The organism is Novipirellula caenicola (assembly GCF_039545035.1).
Lineage (GTDB): Bacteria > Planctomycetota > Planctomycetia > Pirellulales > Pirellulaceae > Novipirellula > Novipirellula caenicola.
The window spans coordinates 580033-596554 of record NZ_BAABRO010000004.1; the positions used below are offsets into that span (position 1 = coordinate 580033).

General features: G+C 55.8%; 15 protein-coding genes. 12 read left to right on the forward strand and 3 right to left on the reverse strand.

What is annotated here, in order from left to right:
* Positions 1–127: 127 nt before the first annotated feature.
* Positions 128–931, forward strand: coding sequence for an FkbM family methyltransferase (locus ABEA92_RS11750; protein ID WP_345684015.1), 804 nt, complete (start codon positions 128–130; stop codon positions 929–931).
* A gap of 24 nt (positions 932–955) precedes the next feature.
* Here the strand turns inward: ABEA92_RS11750 and ABEA92_RS11755 are convergent, their stop codons facing one another.
* Both ABEA92_RS11755 and ABEA92_RS11760 read right to left on the reverse strand, forming a co-directional pair.
* Complete coding sequence (locus ABEA92_RS11755; RefSeq protein ID WP_345684016.1) at positions 956–1750, reverse strand: class I SAM-dependent methyltransferase; 795 nt, start codon at positions 1748–1750, stop codon at positions 956–958.
* Between the two features lie 26 nt (positions 1751–1776).
* Entirely contained in the window at positions 1777–2904 is a 1128-nt protein-coding gene (locus ABEA92_RS11760; protein ID WP_345684017.1) for a glycosyltransferase family 4 protein, read from the reverse strand.
* 1344 nt (positions 2905–4248) lie between these two features.
* On the opposite strand from ABEA92_RS11760, the gene aroF reads away from it, so the two are divergent.
* From aroF to ABEA92_RS11805, 9 genes are all read left to right on the forward strand, one after another.
* The gene (gene aroF, locus ABEA92_RS11765; RefSeq protein ID WP_345684018.1) at positions 4249–5286 is read left to right on the forward strand and encodes a 3-deoxy-7-phosphoheptulonate synthase; all 1038 of its coding nucleotides are present in this window, start codon (positions 4249–4251) and stop codon (positions 5284–5286) included.
* On the forward strand, positions 5283–6038 hold the full coding sequence (gene tpiA / locus ABEA92_RS11770) for a triose-phosphate isomerase (RefSeq protein ID WP_345684019.1): 756 nt from the start codon (positions 5283–5285) through the stop codon (positions 6036–6038). The genes aroF and tpiA overlap by 4 nt, the downstream gene beginning before the upstream one ends.
* Positions 6039–6100: 62 nt before the next feature.
* On the forward strand, positions 6101–6679 hold the full coding sequence (secG, locus tag ABEA92_RS11775; RefSeq protein WP_345684020.1) for a preprotein translocase subunit SecG: 579 nt from the start codon (positions 6101–6103) through the stop codon (positions 6677–6679).
* Positions 6680–6684: 5 nt separating this feature from the next.
* Positions 6685–7680 (forward strand): YicC family protein, encoded by a 996-nt coding sequence (locus ABEA92_RS11780; protein WP_345684021.1) that lies wholly within the window; start codon positions 6685–6687, stop codon positions 7678–7680.
* A 17-nt stretch (positions 7681–7697) separates the two neighbouring features.
* Positions 7698–8300, forward strand: a complete 603-nt coding sequence (gmk, locus tag ABEA92_RS11785) for a guanylate kinase (RefSeq protein ID WP_345684022.1) — start codon at positions 7698–7700, stop codon at positions 8298–8300.
* Positions 8285–8560 (forward strand): DNA-directed RNA polymerase subunit omega, encoded by a 276-nt coding sequence (locus ABEA92_RS11790; RefSeq protein WP_345684023.1) that lies wholly within the window; start codon positions 8285–8287, stop codon positions 8558–8560. Before gmk ends, ABEA92_RS11790 begins: the two co-directional genes overlap by 16 nt.
* The gene (locus ABEA92_RS11795; protein WP_345684024.1) at positions 8557–9108 is read left to right on the forward strand and encodes a flavoprotein; all 552 of its coding nucleotides are present in this window, start codon (positions 8557–8559) and stop codon (positions 9106–9108) included. The genes ABEA92_RS11790 and ABEA92_RS11795 overlap by 4 nt, the downstream gene beginning before the upstream one ends.
* 117 nt (positions 9109–9225) lie before the next feature.
* Positions 9226–10881, forward strand: a complete 1656-nt coding sequence (locus ABEA92_RS11800) for a putative manganese-dependent inorganic diphosphatase (RefSeq protein WP_345684025.1) — start codon at positions 9226–9228, stop codon at positions 10879–10881.
* Between the two features lie 112 nt (positions 10882–10993).
* A complete protein-coding gene (locus tag ABEA92_RS11805) occupies positions 10994–11728 on the forward strand; it encodes a class I SAM-dependent methyltransferase (protein ID WP_345684026.1) in 735 nt (244 codons plus the stop codon).
* A gap of 57 nt (positions 11729–11785) precedes the next feature.
* Here the strand turns inward: ABEA92_RS11805 and ABEA92_RS11810 are convergent, their stop codons facing one another.
* Positions 11786–12328: a hypothetical protein gene (locus ABEA92_RS11810; protein ID WP_345684027.1), complete on the reverse strand. Its 543-nt coding sequence runs from the start codon at positions 12326–12328 to the stop codon at positions 11786–11788.
* Positions 12329–13257: 929 nt separating this feature from the next.
* Between ABEA92_RS11810 and ABEA92_RS11815 the strand changes: the two genes are divergently transcribed.
* Positions 13258–14820: a sigma-70 family RNA polymerase sigma factor gene (locus ABEA92_RS11815; protein ID WP_008697933.1), complete on the forward strand. Its 1563-nt coding sequence runs from the start codon at positions 13258–13260 to the stop codon at positions 14818–14820.
* 113 nt (positions 14821–14933) lie between these two features.
* Entirely contained in the window at positions 14934–16328 is a 1395-nt protein-coding gene (locus tag ABEA92_RS11820; RefSeq protein WP_345684028.1) for a tetratricopeptide repeat protein, read from the forward strand.
* The last annotated feature ends 194 nt before the right edge of the window (positions 16329–16522 follow it).

Genomic DNA, 16522 nt, shown 5'->3' on the forward strand with positions numbered 1-16522 from the left:
TCGATGTTGCCATTGGCGTGGACCGAAGCGGAGCGGTCTCAACAGTGGAGGGTTGTGTTGGCTTCGCAGCATCGCACCGTGGTTCATTGGGATACCGTGTCGTTCATTAGGATGTTGGACTCTCCAGATGTCAGACGCTTCGTCATGGCCATCGTCGCGGTCGAAAGAGACCGACGCTTTACTGAAAACACGTCACCACAATGCGGGTTCGAGCAAAACTCACACGCATGGCAGTGAAGGCATCGCATTGATGCGGCGATACGACATCGATTTGGTTTTGGATGTCGGTGCCAATTGTGGGCAATACAGCCAAGGTCTGATCCATCACGGATACGTGGGACGGATTATCTCGTTCGAGCCGGATCCCAAGACGTATGCGACGCTGAGTGAGACTCGTCGTGGTTTTCGTAATTGGAAAGCCGAACCCTTCGCGCTGAGCGACAAAAACGGCACGGCGATCTTGAGCGTGGCCGCAAACGGACGTAGCCACTCGTTACAAAATCACGGTGAGGACGCCGCCACAGTCGCTTCGGAATCCGATGGCGGGGCGGAGGTTTGGGTTGGCCGTGTCTCGGTGCGCACTCGACGTCTCGATGCAATGTTCGATGACTATTACACCAGCGGCGATCGATGTTTCGTCAAACTGGATGTCCAGGGGCACGAACACCGCGTTTTGGCGGGGTCCAGCGGGTGTCTCGAGCGAATCGTGGCGATTCAGATGCCGTTGTCGATTTCGCCGGCGGCATCGTCGAGGCGGGCAAAGGGCGAAAATCCGCACGAGTGGCAGGAATCGATTGAATCGATGAGTCGGCTCGGCTATGAGCTGATGCTACCGAGTCCCACGTGGTCAGAGGTCACGCCGTCGAGCGGTCAAGCCGACGCAATCTTTGTGCGACGCGAAGCGATTTCGCGACGCAAAGCTGCGGCCTGAACAGCGGACGAAAAGCGATGGGCATCATGCCGCATGGCGTTTGGTTCGCTCGATGGCTCGTTGAGCATCCGCTTGCAGCAAGGATTTGCGTTTGCGGAAGCCGTCAAACACGCGAATCGAGCGATTGCGGATCACGCTCCGCACCAGAAACGGGCTGACCTTTTGTTGGCTGAACAAATGCATGCCTCGCCGCGTGATGGTCAAGTGCCGCTTGTATTGCGAGGCGATCGATTGCAGGGCTCGATGGGACCACAACGCAATGTGTTGACCACCCTCGAGCACGTAGTACCACCACTGGTCAGGTTGCGGCGCCGGGTCGGGAACAATCCGAGTGGAGATGATCCAGTTCGCCCCGAGCGAATCAAGGGTCTTTAGGTCTTTGTGCGGATCCGCCATGTGCTCGAAGACTTCGAATGCCGTTGCCAGGTCAAACTGTTTGGCATCGGGTTGGACTTCGTGGCCTTTCGCGAACAGGTTTTCACAATACGGATCGTAGTGCGAAAAATCGTGGCCACGGTCACGCATCATCCGTGTGAACATGCCATAGCCGCCGCCGTAGTCGACGCCTGATTCGACCCCCGGCAGCACCAATCGCAGCGTGCGATCGACAATCTTTGCAAACGCTTCGTTTCGCCCTACCAGTCCAACGTCCGTCGACACAATGGCCGAGTCATACGCTTCGTCTAGCCAGTACGGGGTTTCGGTTTGAATGAATTCGCAATCGGTACAGCGAAAGTATTCGATCTCGTAGCGGCTCAGGATGGTTGCTCGTGCGAATGATTCCGAACGTCCGTTGCAGACGAGGCAATCCACTGCCATGGCCGGGCCCTTGAAAAGGTTATCAATTACGCGGCATGACGCACGCAATTTCGATTTAGTAAGTCTTCATAGACCTTTATCGTCTGCGCGGCAGTGTTTTCCCAGGAAAAATAATCGGCACGGCAATGACCGGCAGCAATTTTGCTATCACGGTCGGTGATGGTGTTGTTGCCAGCGGCAATCAGCAGTTCGGCAAGCTCGTCGACGTTTTCGGGGTCAAAGAAATAGCCTGCCGAGCCCGCGACTTCTCGCAGCGCAGCACAGGATGAGGCAAAGACCAGGCATCCATTGATCATTGCTTCGAGCACAGGCAATCCAAAACCTTCCATTTTCGAAGGGAAAACAAAGGCGTTGCAGTGCTGGTACAGCGTTTTCAGTAACGAATCGTCAGCGGCAACGTACAGCTGCGTGCGGGGATCCTCGTTGGACCATCCCAGCGCAGCCTGCTCACGCGGTTTCATTCGCGGGCCCACCAGCACGAGGTTCAAATCGGGCGTTGCCTGCTTCATCTTGTTCCAAGCACGCCACAGCAAGTCAAAATTCTTGTAGCCCCCGCGTCGACCGACGAACAACACGAACGGACGCCCACGGAGTTCTTCGGGCAGCGGAGCAGCATTCACATTGGCCAATCCACTTCCCAGCGAGGTGATCGAAGCACGATCTGCGGCAGCCGGAAACCGCTCGCACAATTCGTCGTACGTGGTTTGCGAAATGCAGCAGATATGGTCCGCCACGTCGATCGCCCTGGCCTTCATCGTCAATGACTTGCCAGTCGGATCGGTATCGGGAAACGCTTCGTGGATAAAGTCGTAGACCGTGATCACCGTTGGCACGGCAGACCGCTGGATCGGACGTCGGCACAGACCTTGGTAATAGGTCCAATGGACAAGGTCGGCTTGCTGTGCTCGCATCCGTTGGTTGATCCGGCCGTGCTGGGCAGGATGCCAAAGTTTCCGCAGGAACTTCAGCGGCGGCCGCGTTGCCACCGTTTCGTATTGAAAATGAGGGTGCGTAATCCCCGACGCCGGTTCTTCCGGTCCTAGCATGATCGGCGTGGTTTGCGCCGGAAGTCGATTGATCAGCTCGACAAAATAACGTGCAACGCCTCCGCAACGAAGCATCTCGAATATGGAACCTTCGTAAAGAACTCGCATGCTATCGTTAACTATGGTCAGAGAATGGAGTGAACGGAATGAAAACGGTGTTGGCCAAGTGGAGGCGATGGGGACGATGAAGGGTGCGGTCGATTCGTAGGTCCCAGCGAAAGTGGCGAAATCGGTTCGGAAACCATCTGCCGTTATCGTCAGGGGGGAGTTTCAAGGGGGCTCGACTGGGGAGCCGGTGTTGCCCCGTAGGTCCGTTGTAGCAAACTACCCTGGTTTGGAGAAAGAGAATTCGAGGCCGTTCCCACCAGCTTTTCGTCCTTTGCAGTGTCTGTCCCTTTGTGAGGGCTATGTCCCCGTTTCCAGGGGACTGTTTCCTGGGCACTGTCCCCGCCATCGCTATCCCCTCCAGTCTACCCGTCTACCGGGACTGTCCCTTTAATTTCAGTCCTTCTGATTTCACGAGTCTGCCCGCAAGTTCTCCTGTTTTTTGGTTGCGTCAGGTTCGCATGGAAGCGGTGCCCGTCTCTTGCTTGCAAACGCTCTCCCAGCCTCCCCCCCTCGTCGGGCTCTGTCCCCGATGAGGTCACTGTCCCCAATGAAGTCAGTCCTCACTAAAACACGCAAAAAACGCTTGAAAAGCATGGATCCCCCAAAAACAGGCTCTGTCCCTAGTGAGGTGGTCCCTAGTGAGGTGGGCTCTGTCCCTGGTGAGGTGATTGCTAGCATTTGTTGGTGGGCGGATGGGGGCTGGCAGGAATTGGCTTGCTCTGCAGGACCTCTCACACAACCAAACCGCTGGGCAAGTCTGGTTCTGATCGGCTTTCTCGGCTCTTGGCTTGCACGCTTTTCTCACAATCCATCTCCCTTAACACCGCCTCTCCATTTCACTGCCGTTAATGAACGTATGATCCCCATTCCGCGAGACTGCGGAAGTTGGGGCGTTGCGTCGAGATCAGAGGCTAGCTCAATCCTCGGCCCACTCTTCAGTCGGGTTCGCTTGGTTCCGGCCGCTCCTACGTGCAGCCCGGCCGCTATCCGCATCGCGGCGCACCAAATCAACAGCCAAGTGCCGTCTGGTTGGGGCGAGTGATCGTTTGAATCTCTTGAATCTCTCTGCCGGGCGGCTCCACGCGGATCTGCCATAAAAACGCCCGTTTACTACGACAAGTGGAGGGCATCGGGCGTCGGTAGGTGAGCTAAGTCGAGTGCGGATTCTCAGTCATCGGGTTCTTGAGGGGCTTATTTGGCTTAGCCAGCGGTGCCGAGCAAAGAAATACGGTGCCGCAAGCCCCCATTGGCCTCGACGATTCTGCGGTTTGCCTGCTACATTGCCCCGCTTGCCCAATTCGGCATTCTCCGACAGCCCATTACTATTCACAGGCCACCTACGCCGTGATCGTCATTCTGCAAAGCAACGTAACGGAAGAGCAAATCGATCACGTGCTTCGTCGGATCGAGGCTCTCGGGCTGCAACACCACCTCAGCCGTGGGACGTTTCGCACGATTGTCGGCATCATCGGCGACGAAGAAAAACTGCAATCCGAGCCGCTGCACGCGATTCCTGGCGTGGCCCAGGTCATCCCCGTCCTGCCGCCCTACAAGCTGGCCTCGCTCGAAGCCCACCCCGAACCGAGCATCGTCGACGTTTCTGGGGTGAAAATCGGCAATGGGCATCTCGGCATGATCGCGGGCCCGTGCAGTGTCGAAGACCGCGACCGCATGTTTCGAATCGCAGAAAGCGTCTGCGAATCGGGAGCAAACCTGTTCCGCGGCGGCGCCTACAAGCCACGAACCAGCCCCTACGCGTTCCAGGGACTTGGCGAAGCCGGTCTGAAGCTACTTCGCGAAGTGGGCGACAAGTTCAATATGCCGGTTGTCACCGAGGTTACCGATCCTCGTTTGGTGGAATTGGTCGCTGAACATGCGGACATGTTGCAGGTTGGTGCACGCAACATGCAGAACTTTGCCTTGTTGACCGAAGTTGGCAAGTCGAAGCGGCCAGTGCTTCTAAAACGCGGCATGAGCGCTACGATCACCGATTTGTTGATGTGTGCCGAGTACATTCTGTCGCAAGGCAACATGAACGTGGTGCTCTGTGAGCGTGGGGTCAAAGGGTTCGACAGCGCGACGCGGAATCTGTTTGATGTTGCCGCGGTTCCTTTGATTCATAATTTGTCGCACTTGCCCGTGATCGTGGACCCGTCGCATGCAACAGGTCGGCCGGATTTGATCCCCGCCTGTGCATTGGCCGGTTTGGCCGCTGGAGCCGATGGCGTGCATATCGAAGTGCACGATTGCCCCGAAGAAGCCAAAAGCGATGGGCCCCAAGCTTTATTACCCGATCAATATCGTCAGCTAGCAGACCAAATGAAAGAACTTGCTAAGCTGTTTGGAAAAACTGTGTCCCCGCTTCCGGAGAAAATGGGTTGAGTCGTCAAACAATCATTGCTGGTAACTGGAAAATGAACACTCGTTGTGACAGTGCAGTGGCACTGGCCAAGGGAGTGGTTGCCGCCGTCGGTGAAACACCGTCCGTTCAAGTGGTCCTCTGTCCACCTTCGGTCTATCTGTCCAGCGTTGCGGATGCAGTCGCGGGCACTCCAGTCCAATTGGGGGCCCAAAACCTGTACGCTGCCGAAGATGGGGCGTACACCGGCGAAGTCAACGCATCGATGTTGACCGATGTCGGTTGCGGCTTCGTGATCCTGGGCCACAGCGAACGTCGTGCGTTGATGGGCGAAACCGATGCGGACGTCAGCAAGAAGCTGCATGCGGCGCTTGCCGGCAACTTGGTGCCAATCGTGTGCGTCGGCGAAACGCTCGAAGAGCGTGAAGCGGGTAAAATGGAAGAAGTGATCGAAACGCAAGTTCGTGGATCGCTGGAAGGACTTGATGAAGTTCGCGCGGCCGGAATCGTCGTGGCCTACGAACCAGTATGGGCGATCGGCACTGGCAAAACGGCCTCGCCCGAGCAAGCCGAAGAGGTTCATGCCCTGATTCGCAAATTGTTGGGCGAGATGTTCACAACCGACGTAGCGGCACAGATCCGGATTCAATACGGTGGCAGCGTCAAACCAGGCAATGCCAAGGAATTGCTTGGACAACCGAACATTGACGGAGCTTTGGTCGGCGGAGCGAGTCTGAAAGCCGAAGACTTCGCAGGAATTATCGCGGCTGGCTGAAAACCGCACCGCCGCGGAACACACAACTACTAATATTGTCTATTTGAAGGACGAACAAAGTCATGATCGCTCAGATCGCTGGATTTTTGCTGATTGCGTCGCTTGAAGGAGCCATCTTGGGCTTCTTGATGGGATTTTTGTCGCTGTTTTTGATTCTGTTGGTGCTGATCCAACGTGGAAAGGGTGGCGGATTGACCGGAGCACTCGGAGGTCCTGGTGGACAAAGTGCATTTGGTAGTAAGGCCGGAGACACCTTTACCGTGATCACCGTGGTCGTTGCAACCGTGTGGGCGTTCTCGTGTGCATTCACCATGTGGTTGCTCGGCACCCATGCTTCGACGACGACCGCCGATTCGGTGATCAAGTCCGGTGGTGGCGACAAAGATCCAGCAGGCGAAACGTTCAAACTGCCCAAGCTTGATGGCGAAGGAACCACCGGTCTAGGTGCGGGACTGTCCAGCGGCGAAGCGACCACCGAAAGCTCGGAGACGACCGAAAACTCAGTCGAACTAACTCCTGCGACCAGCGGTGCAGTTGCCGACGCCGACGATGCTAGCAGCGAAGCAGATGCAGGCGAAACCACCGATGCCGCTGCGACGGACACCGCAGCAGAACCGGCTGACAGTGACGGCGACAAGTAGACTGCATGAGCTCTGTGACTCCTGAAAATGCTCGCAGCATGACCGGTCAAGGTCATGCGTCGCTGCAAACGGATCTTGGTACGTTTGTGGTGGAGGTGCGCACTGTCAACAATCGCGGTTTCAAATGCTCGCTGCGATCAAGCGACGGACTATCGGCGTTTGATTCGCGAATCGAGTCGTTGGTTCGCAAGTTGATCCATCGCGGCAGCATCAATCTAACGGTCACTTGGAAGCGGCCTTCCTCGGAAACGCTGCCTCAGATTGATCAAGCGGTGTTGGGTGCCTATTTCGAGCAGCTTCAGCAGGCTAAGGCGACGTTTGCCGGTAATGGTGTGACGATCGATTTGGCGCAGTTGGCGATGTTGCCAGGCGTGGTGGTCCCGCGGTCCCAAGAACGCGTCGACATGCCAGCGGTTTGGTCGGCGGTCGAAGAGGTGATTCGCGATGCAGTCGCAAGTCTCGACCAAATGCGGGCTCACGAGGGAGCGCATATGGCGGCGAGTTTGCGAGAGGATTGTGATGTGATCCGCGATCACGTCGATCGGATTGCCGAGCTTGGACCGCGAAGCGTCGATACCTACCAAAAGCGTTTAGAGACCAAGATTCAACGCGTGTTGGCTCAGCATGACATCGAAGTGCCAATGATCGATCTGTTACGCGAAGTTCAGATCTATGCCGACCGAGTGGACTACAGCGAAGAGATCACCCGGCTGGGCAGCCATTTGCAGTTGTTCTTGCAAACGCTAAGCGGCAATGCCTCAGGCGGCAATCAGGCCGCTGGCAGTCACCAGGCCGTTGGCAGTAACCAGGCCGCTGGCGGTGGCGAAGCGGCGGGCGATCCCGAGCCATCGGGCCGCAAACTCGAATTTATTGTTCAGGAGATGCTGCGAGAAACAAACACGATCGGCAGCAAGGCGTCGCAGACGGAAATTTCGGGGCATGTCGTCGAGATCAAGTGTGCAATCGAACGGATGCGAGAATTGGTCCAAAATCTCGAATAATCCAGCGAAGGCAAGACATGAATTTGGAACAATGCGGTCGGCTGATCATCATTTCCGGTCCGAGTGGAGCGGGTAAATCAACGGTGGTGCGCCGATTGCGAAAAGAGTGCCCGTTGCCACTGCAATCGAGTATCTCGGCGACCACCCGCGGCCCACGGCCTGGGGAACAGCACGGAGTGGACTACTTTTTCTTGAGCCACGACGAATTTGAGCGGCGACGCAAAGCGGGCGACTTCCTAGAGTGCAAGGAGGTGTTCGGGCGTGGCCATTGGTATGGCACGCTCCGCGATCAGGTCGCCACTGGTCTGGAAGCTGGCAAATGGGTTATTTTGGAGATCGATGTCCAAGGGGCCTTGGCAGTCCTCGATCACAAAGAGTTCAGCCCGATTACACTGTTCATTCACCCCGGTGGGATGGAAGAGCTCGAGCGGCGGCTTCGCACACGCGGGACCGAGTCCGAGGAAGCGATTGCAGCGCGGCTGGAAACCGCCTGCCGCGAGATGCAGTTCATGCATCGTTACCAATACGAAATCATCAATGGGTCGGTCGATCGAGCCGTCTCGGAAATCTGCCAAATTTTGAAAGACCAAAAGGAAAAACAACCATGCTCGAAGAGCTAAAAGAAGAAGAGATCGTTAACAAGGTCGGTGGTCGGTTTAAATTAAGCACGCTGATCCAAAAGCGTTTGGTGCAATTAAACCAAGGCAGCCGGGCGCTGGTGAACGTCGATACGCACGACAAAATGACGATTGTGTTGCAGGAAATCATGCAAGACAAAATCGTCTTGAACATGGACAACGAAGTCCAATCGCTCGAAGAACTCACCGCGGCTGCCGATGCCGCTTCGGACGGCCCTGATTTGGATGCGTCGGATCTATGAGCGAGCAGAGGCGAGCAATCTTGCTCGCCGTCGGTGGGGGGATCGCGGCCTACAAAGCGGCGACCGTTTGTAGTCGACTCGTTCAATCGGGTTACGATCTGCGTACGGCCATGACCTCATCGGCATCTCAATTTATCGGCGCCGCCACTTTCGCGGCGCTGTCCGGAAAAACGGTCGCTCAGGATTCCTTTGATCCTGGGCGATTTCCGTTAGGGGCTCACATCGAATGGACTCGCGATGTGGACTTGTTGATCGTAGCTCCGGCAACTGCGAATCTTTTAGCAAAGTTTGCTTCAGGGCTCGCCGACGATCTTATAAGCACGATGTACTTGCAAGCCGAATGTCCCGTTTTGCTGGCACCGGCGATGAGTGCGTCGATGTGGAGCAAGCCGGCGGTCCAGCGGAACGTCGAGACGTTGCGTCGCGATGGATGTCATTTTGTCGGTCCGGAATCGGGTTGGCTTAGTTGCCGTGTTCGTGGCGAGGGACGGATGGCCGAACCGGATGCGATTGTCGCTGCGGCGATTCAGCGATTGCCTGAATCTTGAGGGCGGCCTGCGTCCAAGCTCGCTGCCTCCGATGCTGGTCGAGTCTTCGGCCGGCTGCATGATGTTTGACTTTTATTCTAATCTCTCTTTGCTGCGTTTCGCGGTACGAGCCAAACCATGACTGTCTTTGTTTTCGGGCACCGCAATCCCGATACCGATGCGATTTGCAGTGCGATTGCCTACGCCGATTTTTTGAAGAAAACGACGCGTCCCGATGCAGTCGCCGCTTGTTGTGGGGCCCCCAACCAGCGGACTGAATTCGCGCTGCGGAAAGCCAAGTTGCCGCCGCCGCGAATCATCATGGATGTGCGGCCCGAGATTGAGGACGTGTGCCAACGCGACGTCGTCTTTGCTCGTCAATCCGAGGTGTTCTACGAAGTCTACCAGCGGATGAAAGAGCATGGTCTGCGGGCGATTCCGATCGTCGATGACAACGACAAGGTCGTCGGGATCGTGACGCTATTGGAACTGCTCGAATTGGTGCTTCAAGGCGGCGTTGATCCGATCCATTCACGCGAGGTTTGCAGTAACCTGACCAAAGTCGCTTCGGTGCTGGGCGGGACGTTCCAGCACGTCGTTGACCCCGACCGGACCGACGAGTTCGTTGTGACCGTTGGGGCGATGAGCGCCGAAGGATTCACGCAGCGGATGAATCAGTTTTCGGCCGAGCGGTTGTTGGTCGTCAGCGGCGATCGACCGACGATCCAATTGCCCGCACTCGAGTTGGGCGTTCGCGCCATGGTGATCGCGGGCGGTTACGAATTGTCGAGCGGGTTGTTGCACTTGGCCCAGGCCCGCGGCGTCTCGGTGATCATCAGTCCCTATGACACGGCGACCACCACGATGCGAATCAAGGCGGCTCGCTTGATCGATTCGGTGATCCAACGCGACTTCATTTCGCTGCCGGCAAAGATGCCGGTCGAAGCGGCACGTCAACAAATCTTTCGCTCTTCGCAAACCGTCTTTCCCGTACTCGACAACGGAAAACTCGTCGGCGTGCTCAGCAAGAGCGACTTGGTCAACCCGCCGATGCCCGAATTGGTATTGGTCGACCACAACGAGTTATCGCAAGCGGTGCAGGGGGCCGAAGACGCGATCATCACCGAGGTGCTCGATCATCATCGCCTTGGCGGATCGCTCAAATCGTCCAATCCGATTCGCTTCACCTTGGAACCGGTAGGGTCGACCTGCACCCTCGTCGCTCGCTTGTTTCGGCAGGCGGATTTGAAACCCTCTGCTGCGGTGGCGCTGTGCATGGCGTCGGGCATCATCAGCGACACCTTGTTTTTGCGTTCGCCCACCACCACCGATGTGGATCGCGATATTTTGCAGTGGTTGCAGCAGTTTTGTGCGTTTGACTTGGAGGAATACGCGACCGAGTTCTTCGAGGTCGGTTCGGCGCTGCGATCCGGAGAAGCAGGCCGTGTGGTGCGTGAAGACTGCAAAGAATTTGAGGAGGCGGGAGTCAAATTCTCGATTTCGCAGATCGAAGAAATTGGTTTTGACTTGTTCTGGGAGCGCAAGGATGAATTGGCCGCAGCGCTTGAGCAATTGGCAAAAGACAACCAGCTCGACTTCTCTGCGCTGCTGGTCACCGACATCTCCAGCAACGGCAGCCTGTTGTTGATGAGCCGCGAACCGGAGGGGTGGGATGAAATCAACTACCCGGAACTCGAAGAGAATCTGTACGAACTCGAAGAGGTGGTCAGTCGCAAAAAACAATTGCTTCCGTTGATCATCAGTTTGCTCGATTCCGCCCCCCAATCCAGCTGATTGCCGCTATGATCCTTCATCCCTTTGTGCTCACCTCCGCTCGGCTTGGGAGTCCCTAACGATCGAAACGCTCAACGAATCCATCTACGACCATCCAAAATATTACGATCTCGTGTTTGGCGCCGATTGCGCCGCCGAGGTCAAGTTCATTAAGGGCTGCGGAAGTGAGTGGATGCAGCGTGCTCCGAAACGGATGTTTGAGCCCGCTTGTGGCACCGGCCGGCTACTCTATGCACTTGTCAAAAAAGGGTTCCGCGTCGACGGGCTCGATTTGAATCCCAAGGCGGTCGAGTTTTGTAATGCTCGTTTTCGTCGTCATGGCGTACGGGAATCCGCCTTTGTCGCCGACATGTCGGACTTCACAACGAAGTGGAAATGCGATCTGGCGTTTAACACCATCAATAGCTTTCGCCATCTCTGTAGCGAGCGTGAGGCACGGGGGCATTTGCAGTGCATGGGCGAAGTCGTTCGCCCCGGCGGGCTGTATCTGTTGGGCATCCATTTGACCCCGACCGAAGTCGCCCCGAGTGAGACCGAGTCGTGGTCGGCGCGACGCGGACACTTGGCAATCAGCACGCACATGTGGACCAACGAACGAAATACGGAAAGCCGCATTGAGCGGTTTGGCATTCGTTTTGATATCCACAGTCCATCGCACAGTTTTCGGATCACCGATGAACTTGTGTTGCGAAGCTATACCCCAAAACAGATGAATCGATTGATCCAATCGAGCAAGTGTTGGGAGGTCGCTGCCACGTACGACTTTGGTTACGACCTGGATCATCCCATCGAGGTCGACGCATCGACCGAGGATGTAGTCTATGTCTTGCGGCGCAAGCCGGACTGACGTGCCGCCTGATTGGCGACTTCTGTACCAAGTGTCTTCTAAAAACGCGGCAAGCGGTTATCGCCTTCGCGATCGTCCTGAGGAAGCAAAAAGAATCGCTCCGATCAATGTCAAAATCGCGACACCGCCCGCGATGGCCGCATTTTGTCCCCAACCCTGCTTCAAATTTTGGACCCGTTTGTAGCCATAGGGGACAGGCAGTTCGAGCCCAGCCTCTTCCATCTGCTCGTATTCCCGCAGCAGTTCAGCGGGATTTCGAGTTGGGTAAACGTCGCGGACCTCTTGCAGATGGATCTCGGTGTTGACCGGGGCGTCGATCAGTGCCCAGCGAATGCCGCAGTAAGCGGCAATCAATAGGCTTGCGGTGCAAATCAGCCCCAAAGCCAGGGTGCCGAACGTCCGGCCCGAGCCGGCTTCGTTGTAGGAAGGGGGCTCGTTGGTCGCCGCAGAGGCCGATTCGTCCCTGGGCAGCCGTTTGAGTTCCCCAAGCCGAGGGACCGCGACCGATTGCTCGCAGGAAGGGCAGGAGACGCTATCACCCGCTTGTGAGGGGGTGACAAGGATCACTTTTTGGCAGTGAGGGCACGAAAGTTGGTACATGAAGATCAAATGAAAAAGAATTGAAGGCGAAGTGGGTGGACCACGAAGGCAACCTGACTAAAATCCAAAGTGTGCAAACGGCGCCACCGCCAACCCCTACCGCTCCCACCCGTTGACGGAGAAATCGTGTGACTTGCTCTCACTTTACTCCGCAACCGCGTCGGACACCGCTCATGGTGACTCGTGGTAACAATAGCGAACTGTTTTGTTCGTCCTGGTGGACCGGAAGGATCGGGTCCCACCTACAAGAGTGGTCATTTGCCGAATGTTGCCATGGAGGCAAGGAAAGCGGAGCGACTTGATATTTAGGGCATACTTAAATTTGAGGTCACGAGGCTTGGAAGTGTTTGGACCGGGGAAACTCTTGATTACGGCAGCCACGTTGGGTTGGTTCGTACCAAGTGACGACCGGTCGATTGGGCAACCGGCGGTCAATGGGGCAATCGGGCAGTCTGTCATTCGGTGGTGCTCTTAGCAAAGAGGGTCTCTCTTTGCTTGGTCTCCATCGGTCAAACTGCGGTACCGATCCCACGAACCGTTTCCGCAAAGCTCATTTCGTGACTAATGCAAACAACCCATTCATCTAGAAACTCCTTCCATTTGAAGTACTGTCGCAATAATGAGTCCACTGTGGTGTAGAGTTAAGGAGCAACTTTGTTCTTAGTCAACTCGTTCTCAGTCAGCTTGTTCCGCATCTCAATGTGAAATGAAGTTCAATAAGAAATGAAGTTCACAGGGGGCTTCCGCTCATTCCTTCGTCAACTTGCACCATTACTCACTTGCACGATTACTCATTTGCACATCGATAAATTTTCACGATTGTCATCCACCACTTGGCCATCGACCACATGATTGCTCGTTTCGTTTGACTTGATACGAAACCGATTTTTAGCCCTCATATCTCACACTGTTCCGCTAGGAGTTCCCCTTTGTTCGATACACTCTTGGACGAATTTGATGACGTAACCGTCCAAAGCACCGAAGCCGTGACCGGCAGTTTTCGCAAGCTGCCCGTTGACGACAGCGACGACAACGATGCTGCCGTCGCTATGGCTTCTGCTGCCGATGGCGAAGTCCAACTCGAAAGCCCCGACGAACTGCTTGCTGGTGACGAAACCGAAACGTGGTCCGATGATCCGGTTCGGATGTACTTGACCCAAATGGGCGAGATTCCGCTACTGACACGAAAGCAAGAAATTGAACTTGCCAAGCGGATCGAAGAAACACGCCGTCGGTTCCGTACCAAATTGCTCGAGAACCATTACGTTCTCGTCGAAGCCTACAAGACGCTGAAGAAGGTTTACCGCGGCCAATTGCCGTTTGACCGTACCGTTCAAGTTTCGGTCACCGACCATTTGGAAAAAGAACAGATCGTCGGCCGTTTGCCACACAACCTGCGAACGCTGCAAACCTTGCTGCGACGCAATCGACACGATTGGAAAGTCGCACTCAGCAAGGCGGCCTCGCAGCGACGCCGCGTCGAAGCGTGGCGGTCGCTTGCCCGTCGTCGTCGTCGTGCCGTACGTTTGATCGAAGAGCTCGGTCTGCGTACCCAGCGAATTGAAACGCGAATCGACTTGCTCGAAAAATTCTCGCATCGTTTGACCGAAATCGACCACATCATTTCGGACCAAAAACGCACCAAACATGGTCGTGAAGTCCGCGAGAAATTGCTTCACGAGCGACGCCAGATTTTGACCGCGTGCCAGGAAACCCCCACTTCACTACGCAATCGCGTGGCGATGTTGAACAAGGTGTACGCCGAGTACCAACAAGCCAAACGTGAACTGAGCGAAGGAAACCTGCGTCTGGTGGTTTCGATCGCTAAAAAGTATCGCAACCGTGGTTTGTCGTTCCTGGATTTGATCCAAGAAGGGAACGCCGGTTTGATGCGGGCGGTCGACAAATTTGAATATCGTCGTGGTTTCAAATTCTGTACCTACGCGACGTGGTGGATTCGCCAAGCGATCACCCGAGCGGTTGCTGACCAGAGCCGAACGATTCGTATCCCGGTTCACATGGTCGAAACGATGAGCCGCGTGCGAAACGTTGCTCGCCAATTGCTGCAAGAACTCGGACGTGAACCCACGATCGAAGAAACCGCGCGTCGCGCGGATGTGACCGTCGAAGAAGCCCGTCGTGTTTTGACGATGAGCCGTTTCCCGATTTCGTTGGATCGTCCCGTTGGCAACAGCGAAGACAGCCAGTTCGGTGATCTGCTTCCCGATGGTGCCGCAGAGAGCCCGCAAATCGGTGCGACGCAAGAAATGCTGCGTGACCGCATCACCGGAGTGTTGAAGTCGTTGTCGTATCGTGAACGCGAGATCATCAAACTGCGTTATGGTCTCGGGGACGGTTACAGCTATACGCTCGAAGAAGTGGGGCACATTTTCAAAGTGACTCGTGAGCGTATTCGACAAATCGAAGCCAAGGCGGTGCGAAAGCTGCAACAGCCGAGCCGTAGCCAGGATTTGGTAGGCTTCCTCGACTAGTCAAGTCGATCCATTTGTATTAACAATCGATGGCGATGTGCTTGTTTCAAGTGCATCGCCATTTTTTGTATCCGCTTTGACGAGTCGCTGGCGAATCAGGGAACCCAAGCACGATGCCCACCGTCCATGAATTATTGCAACAAGGCTGGCAACGGCATCAAGCGGGAAAGCTTGATGAGGCGATTCAAGTTTATCGCCACGTGCTGGCGAATTCCCCAAAGAACGCGGATGCCTTGGTCTATTTGGGGATCGCGTTTTTTGATCAACGCGACTTTGAGCAATCCGTTGCCGTCTATCGCGAAGCGTTGGCGATTCGTCCGCAGTTTCCCATTGCTTGGAACAATCTTGGCAATTCGCTGCGAATGCTCGGGAAGATCGACGAGGCCGAGCAGGCGTTGGCGACGGCGCTCGAGCAACAACCGGGCTACCTTTCGGCGCTCAAGAACCGCGGCACGCTGTGGGTTTGGTCCGGCGAGATCGAGCGTGGTTTGAAATGGTACGCCGAAGGATTGCAGATCGATCCCAAGAATGCGGAATTGCACCGCAATCTCGGAGTGATCCATTTGTTGTTAGGGAACTATGACATTGGGTGGGCCGAGTATCGTTGGCGCTGGGCGATGCCGGGAACCTATCGACCCAAATTGCCCACGCCGGTTTGGCAAGGCCAGCCGATTGCCGGAAAATCGATCTTGCTGTATCCCGAGCAAGGTCGAGGGGACGCGATCCAGTTCATCCGTGTCGCATCGCTACTGAAGCAAGCCGGAGCGACCGTGTACGTTCAGTGTGCTGCCGAAATGATGCCGCTGTTCTCGTCGCTACCCGGGATCGATTTGCTGCTGCCCAATGGATCGGTCGTCCCGCCGATTGATTATCAAGCATCATTCTTGGACGTGGTCGATTTCTGGTACCAACAAACCAAACAGTTAGCGGTGGTCGATTCGCTGTTCGCTGCAGGCCGAGGTTACTTGGCGGCGAGTGCCGAGCAAACCAAACGATGGGCCGATTGGATGCAGCAGCATGTTCCTGGTTCGCAGGGCACCGTCACGCGGCGGATTGGAATCAATTGGCAGGGCAATCCCGAGCACCATGCCGACGTTTATCGAAGCATTCCGCTCGCCGCGCTCGAACCGCTCGCAAAAATCCCCGGCGTTTCGCTGGTCAGTTTGCAGTTTGGTTATGGGGAATCGCAACTGCAGGATTGTGGTTTTGCCGATTCGATCGTGCGATTACCCACGGGAATTGATTCGGCTCTAGGCGCGTTTACCGACACCGCCGCGATTCTGCAAAATCTCGATACAGTGGTGACCACCGACACAGCAATCGCGCATTTGGCAGGAGCCATCGGTGTGGACGTGACCGTGATGTTGGGCAAGGTTCCCGATTGGCGATGGCAGAATCAGGGAGCCGACACGCCGTGGTATCCCAGTATGCGTCTGGTTCGTCAAACCGAGATGGGCGATTGGTCGAGCGTCGTCGACGAAGTCGCCAAGCAACTCGCCTCGCCGTAGCGGAAGTCGTCAACGGCTTGTTGATTTAATTCAAATGGAAATCGCAAGGGTGAGCCGTGGGCCGTAAGGCCAATACCGCTAAATCGACATTTCCACCTGGTCGGCGAAGATGCCATTGGGCGGAGGCGGATTGCGGTCGCAGTCGCGTTTGGTGGGCCAAGCTTGACTGCGTTTCTTCACCTTGCGGGGGTTAA

What these genes read in the sequence shown, in the direction of transcription:
- ABEA92_RS11755 (WP_345684016.1), bottom strand. Translation starts at nt 1,750, where the DNA reads ATGGCAGTGGATTGCCTCGTCTGCAACGGACGTTCGGAATCATTCGCA.
- ABEA92_RS11810 (WP_345684027.1), bottom strand. Translation starts at nt 12,328, where the DNA reads ATGTACCAACTTTCGTGCCCTCACTGCCAAAAAGTGATCCTTGTCACC.
- ABEA92_RS11800 (WP_345684025.1), top strand. Translation starts at nt 9,226, where the DNA reads ATGACTGTCTTTGTTTTCGGGCACCGCAATCCCGATACCGATGCGATT.
- ABEA92_RS11760 (WP_345684017.1), bottom strand. Translation starts at nt 2,904, where the DNA reads ATGCGAGTTCTTTACGAAGGTTCCATATTCGAGATGCTTCGTTGCGGA.
- secG (WP_345684020.1), top strand. Translation starts at nt 6,101, where the DNA reads ATGATCGCTCAGATCGCTGGATTTTTGCTGATTGCGTCGCTTGAAGGA.
- ABEA92_RS11780 (WP_345684021.1), top strand. Translation starts at nt 6,685, where the DNA reads ATGAGCTCTGTGACTCCTGAAAATGCTCGCAGCATGACCGGTCAAGGT.
- ABEA92_RS11750 (WP_345684015.1), top strand. Translation starts at nt 128, where the DNA reads ATGTCAGACGCTTCGTCATGGCCATCGTCGCGGTCGAAAGAGACCGAC.
- ABEA92_RS11795 (WP_345684024.1), top strand. Translation starts at nt 8,557, where the DNA reads ATGAGCGAGCAGAGGCGAGCAATCTTGCTCGCCGTCGGTGGGGGGATC.
- ABEA92_RS11790 (WP_345684023.1), top strand. Translation starts at nt 8,285, where the DNA reads ATGCTCGAAGAGCTAAAAGAAGAAGAGATCGTTAACAAGGTCGGTGGT.
- gmk (WP_345684022.1), top strand. Translation starts at nt 7,698, where the DNA reads ATGAATTTGGAACAATGCGGTCGGCTGATCATCATTTCCGGTCCGAGT.
- ABEA92_RS11820 (WP_345684028.1), top strand. Translation starts at nt 14,934, where the DNA reads ATGCCCACCGTCCATGAATTATTGCAACAAGGCTGGCAACGGCATCAA.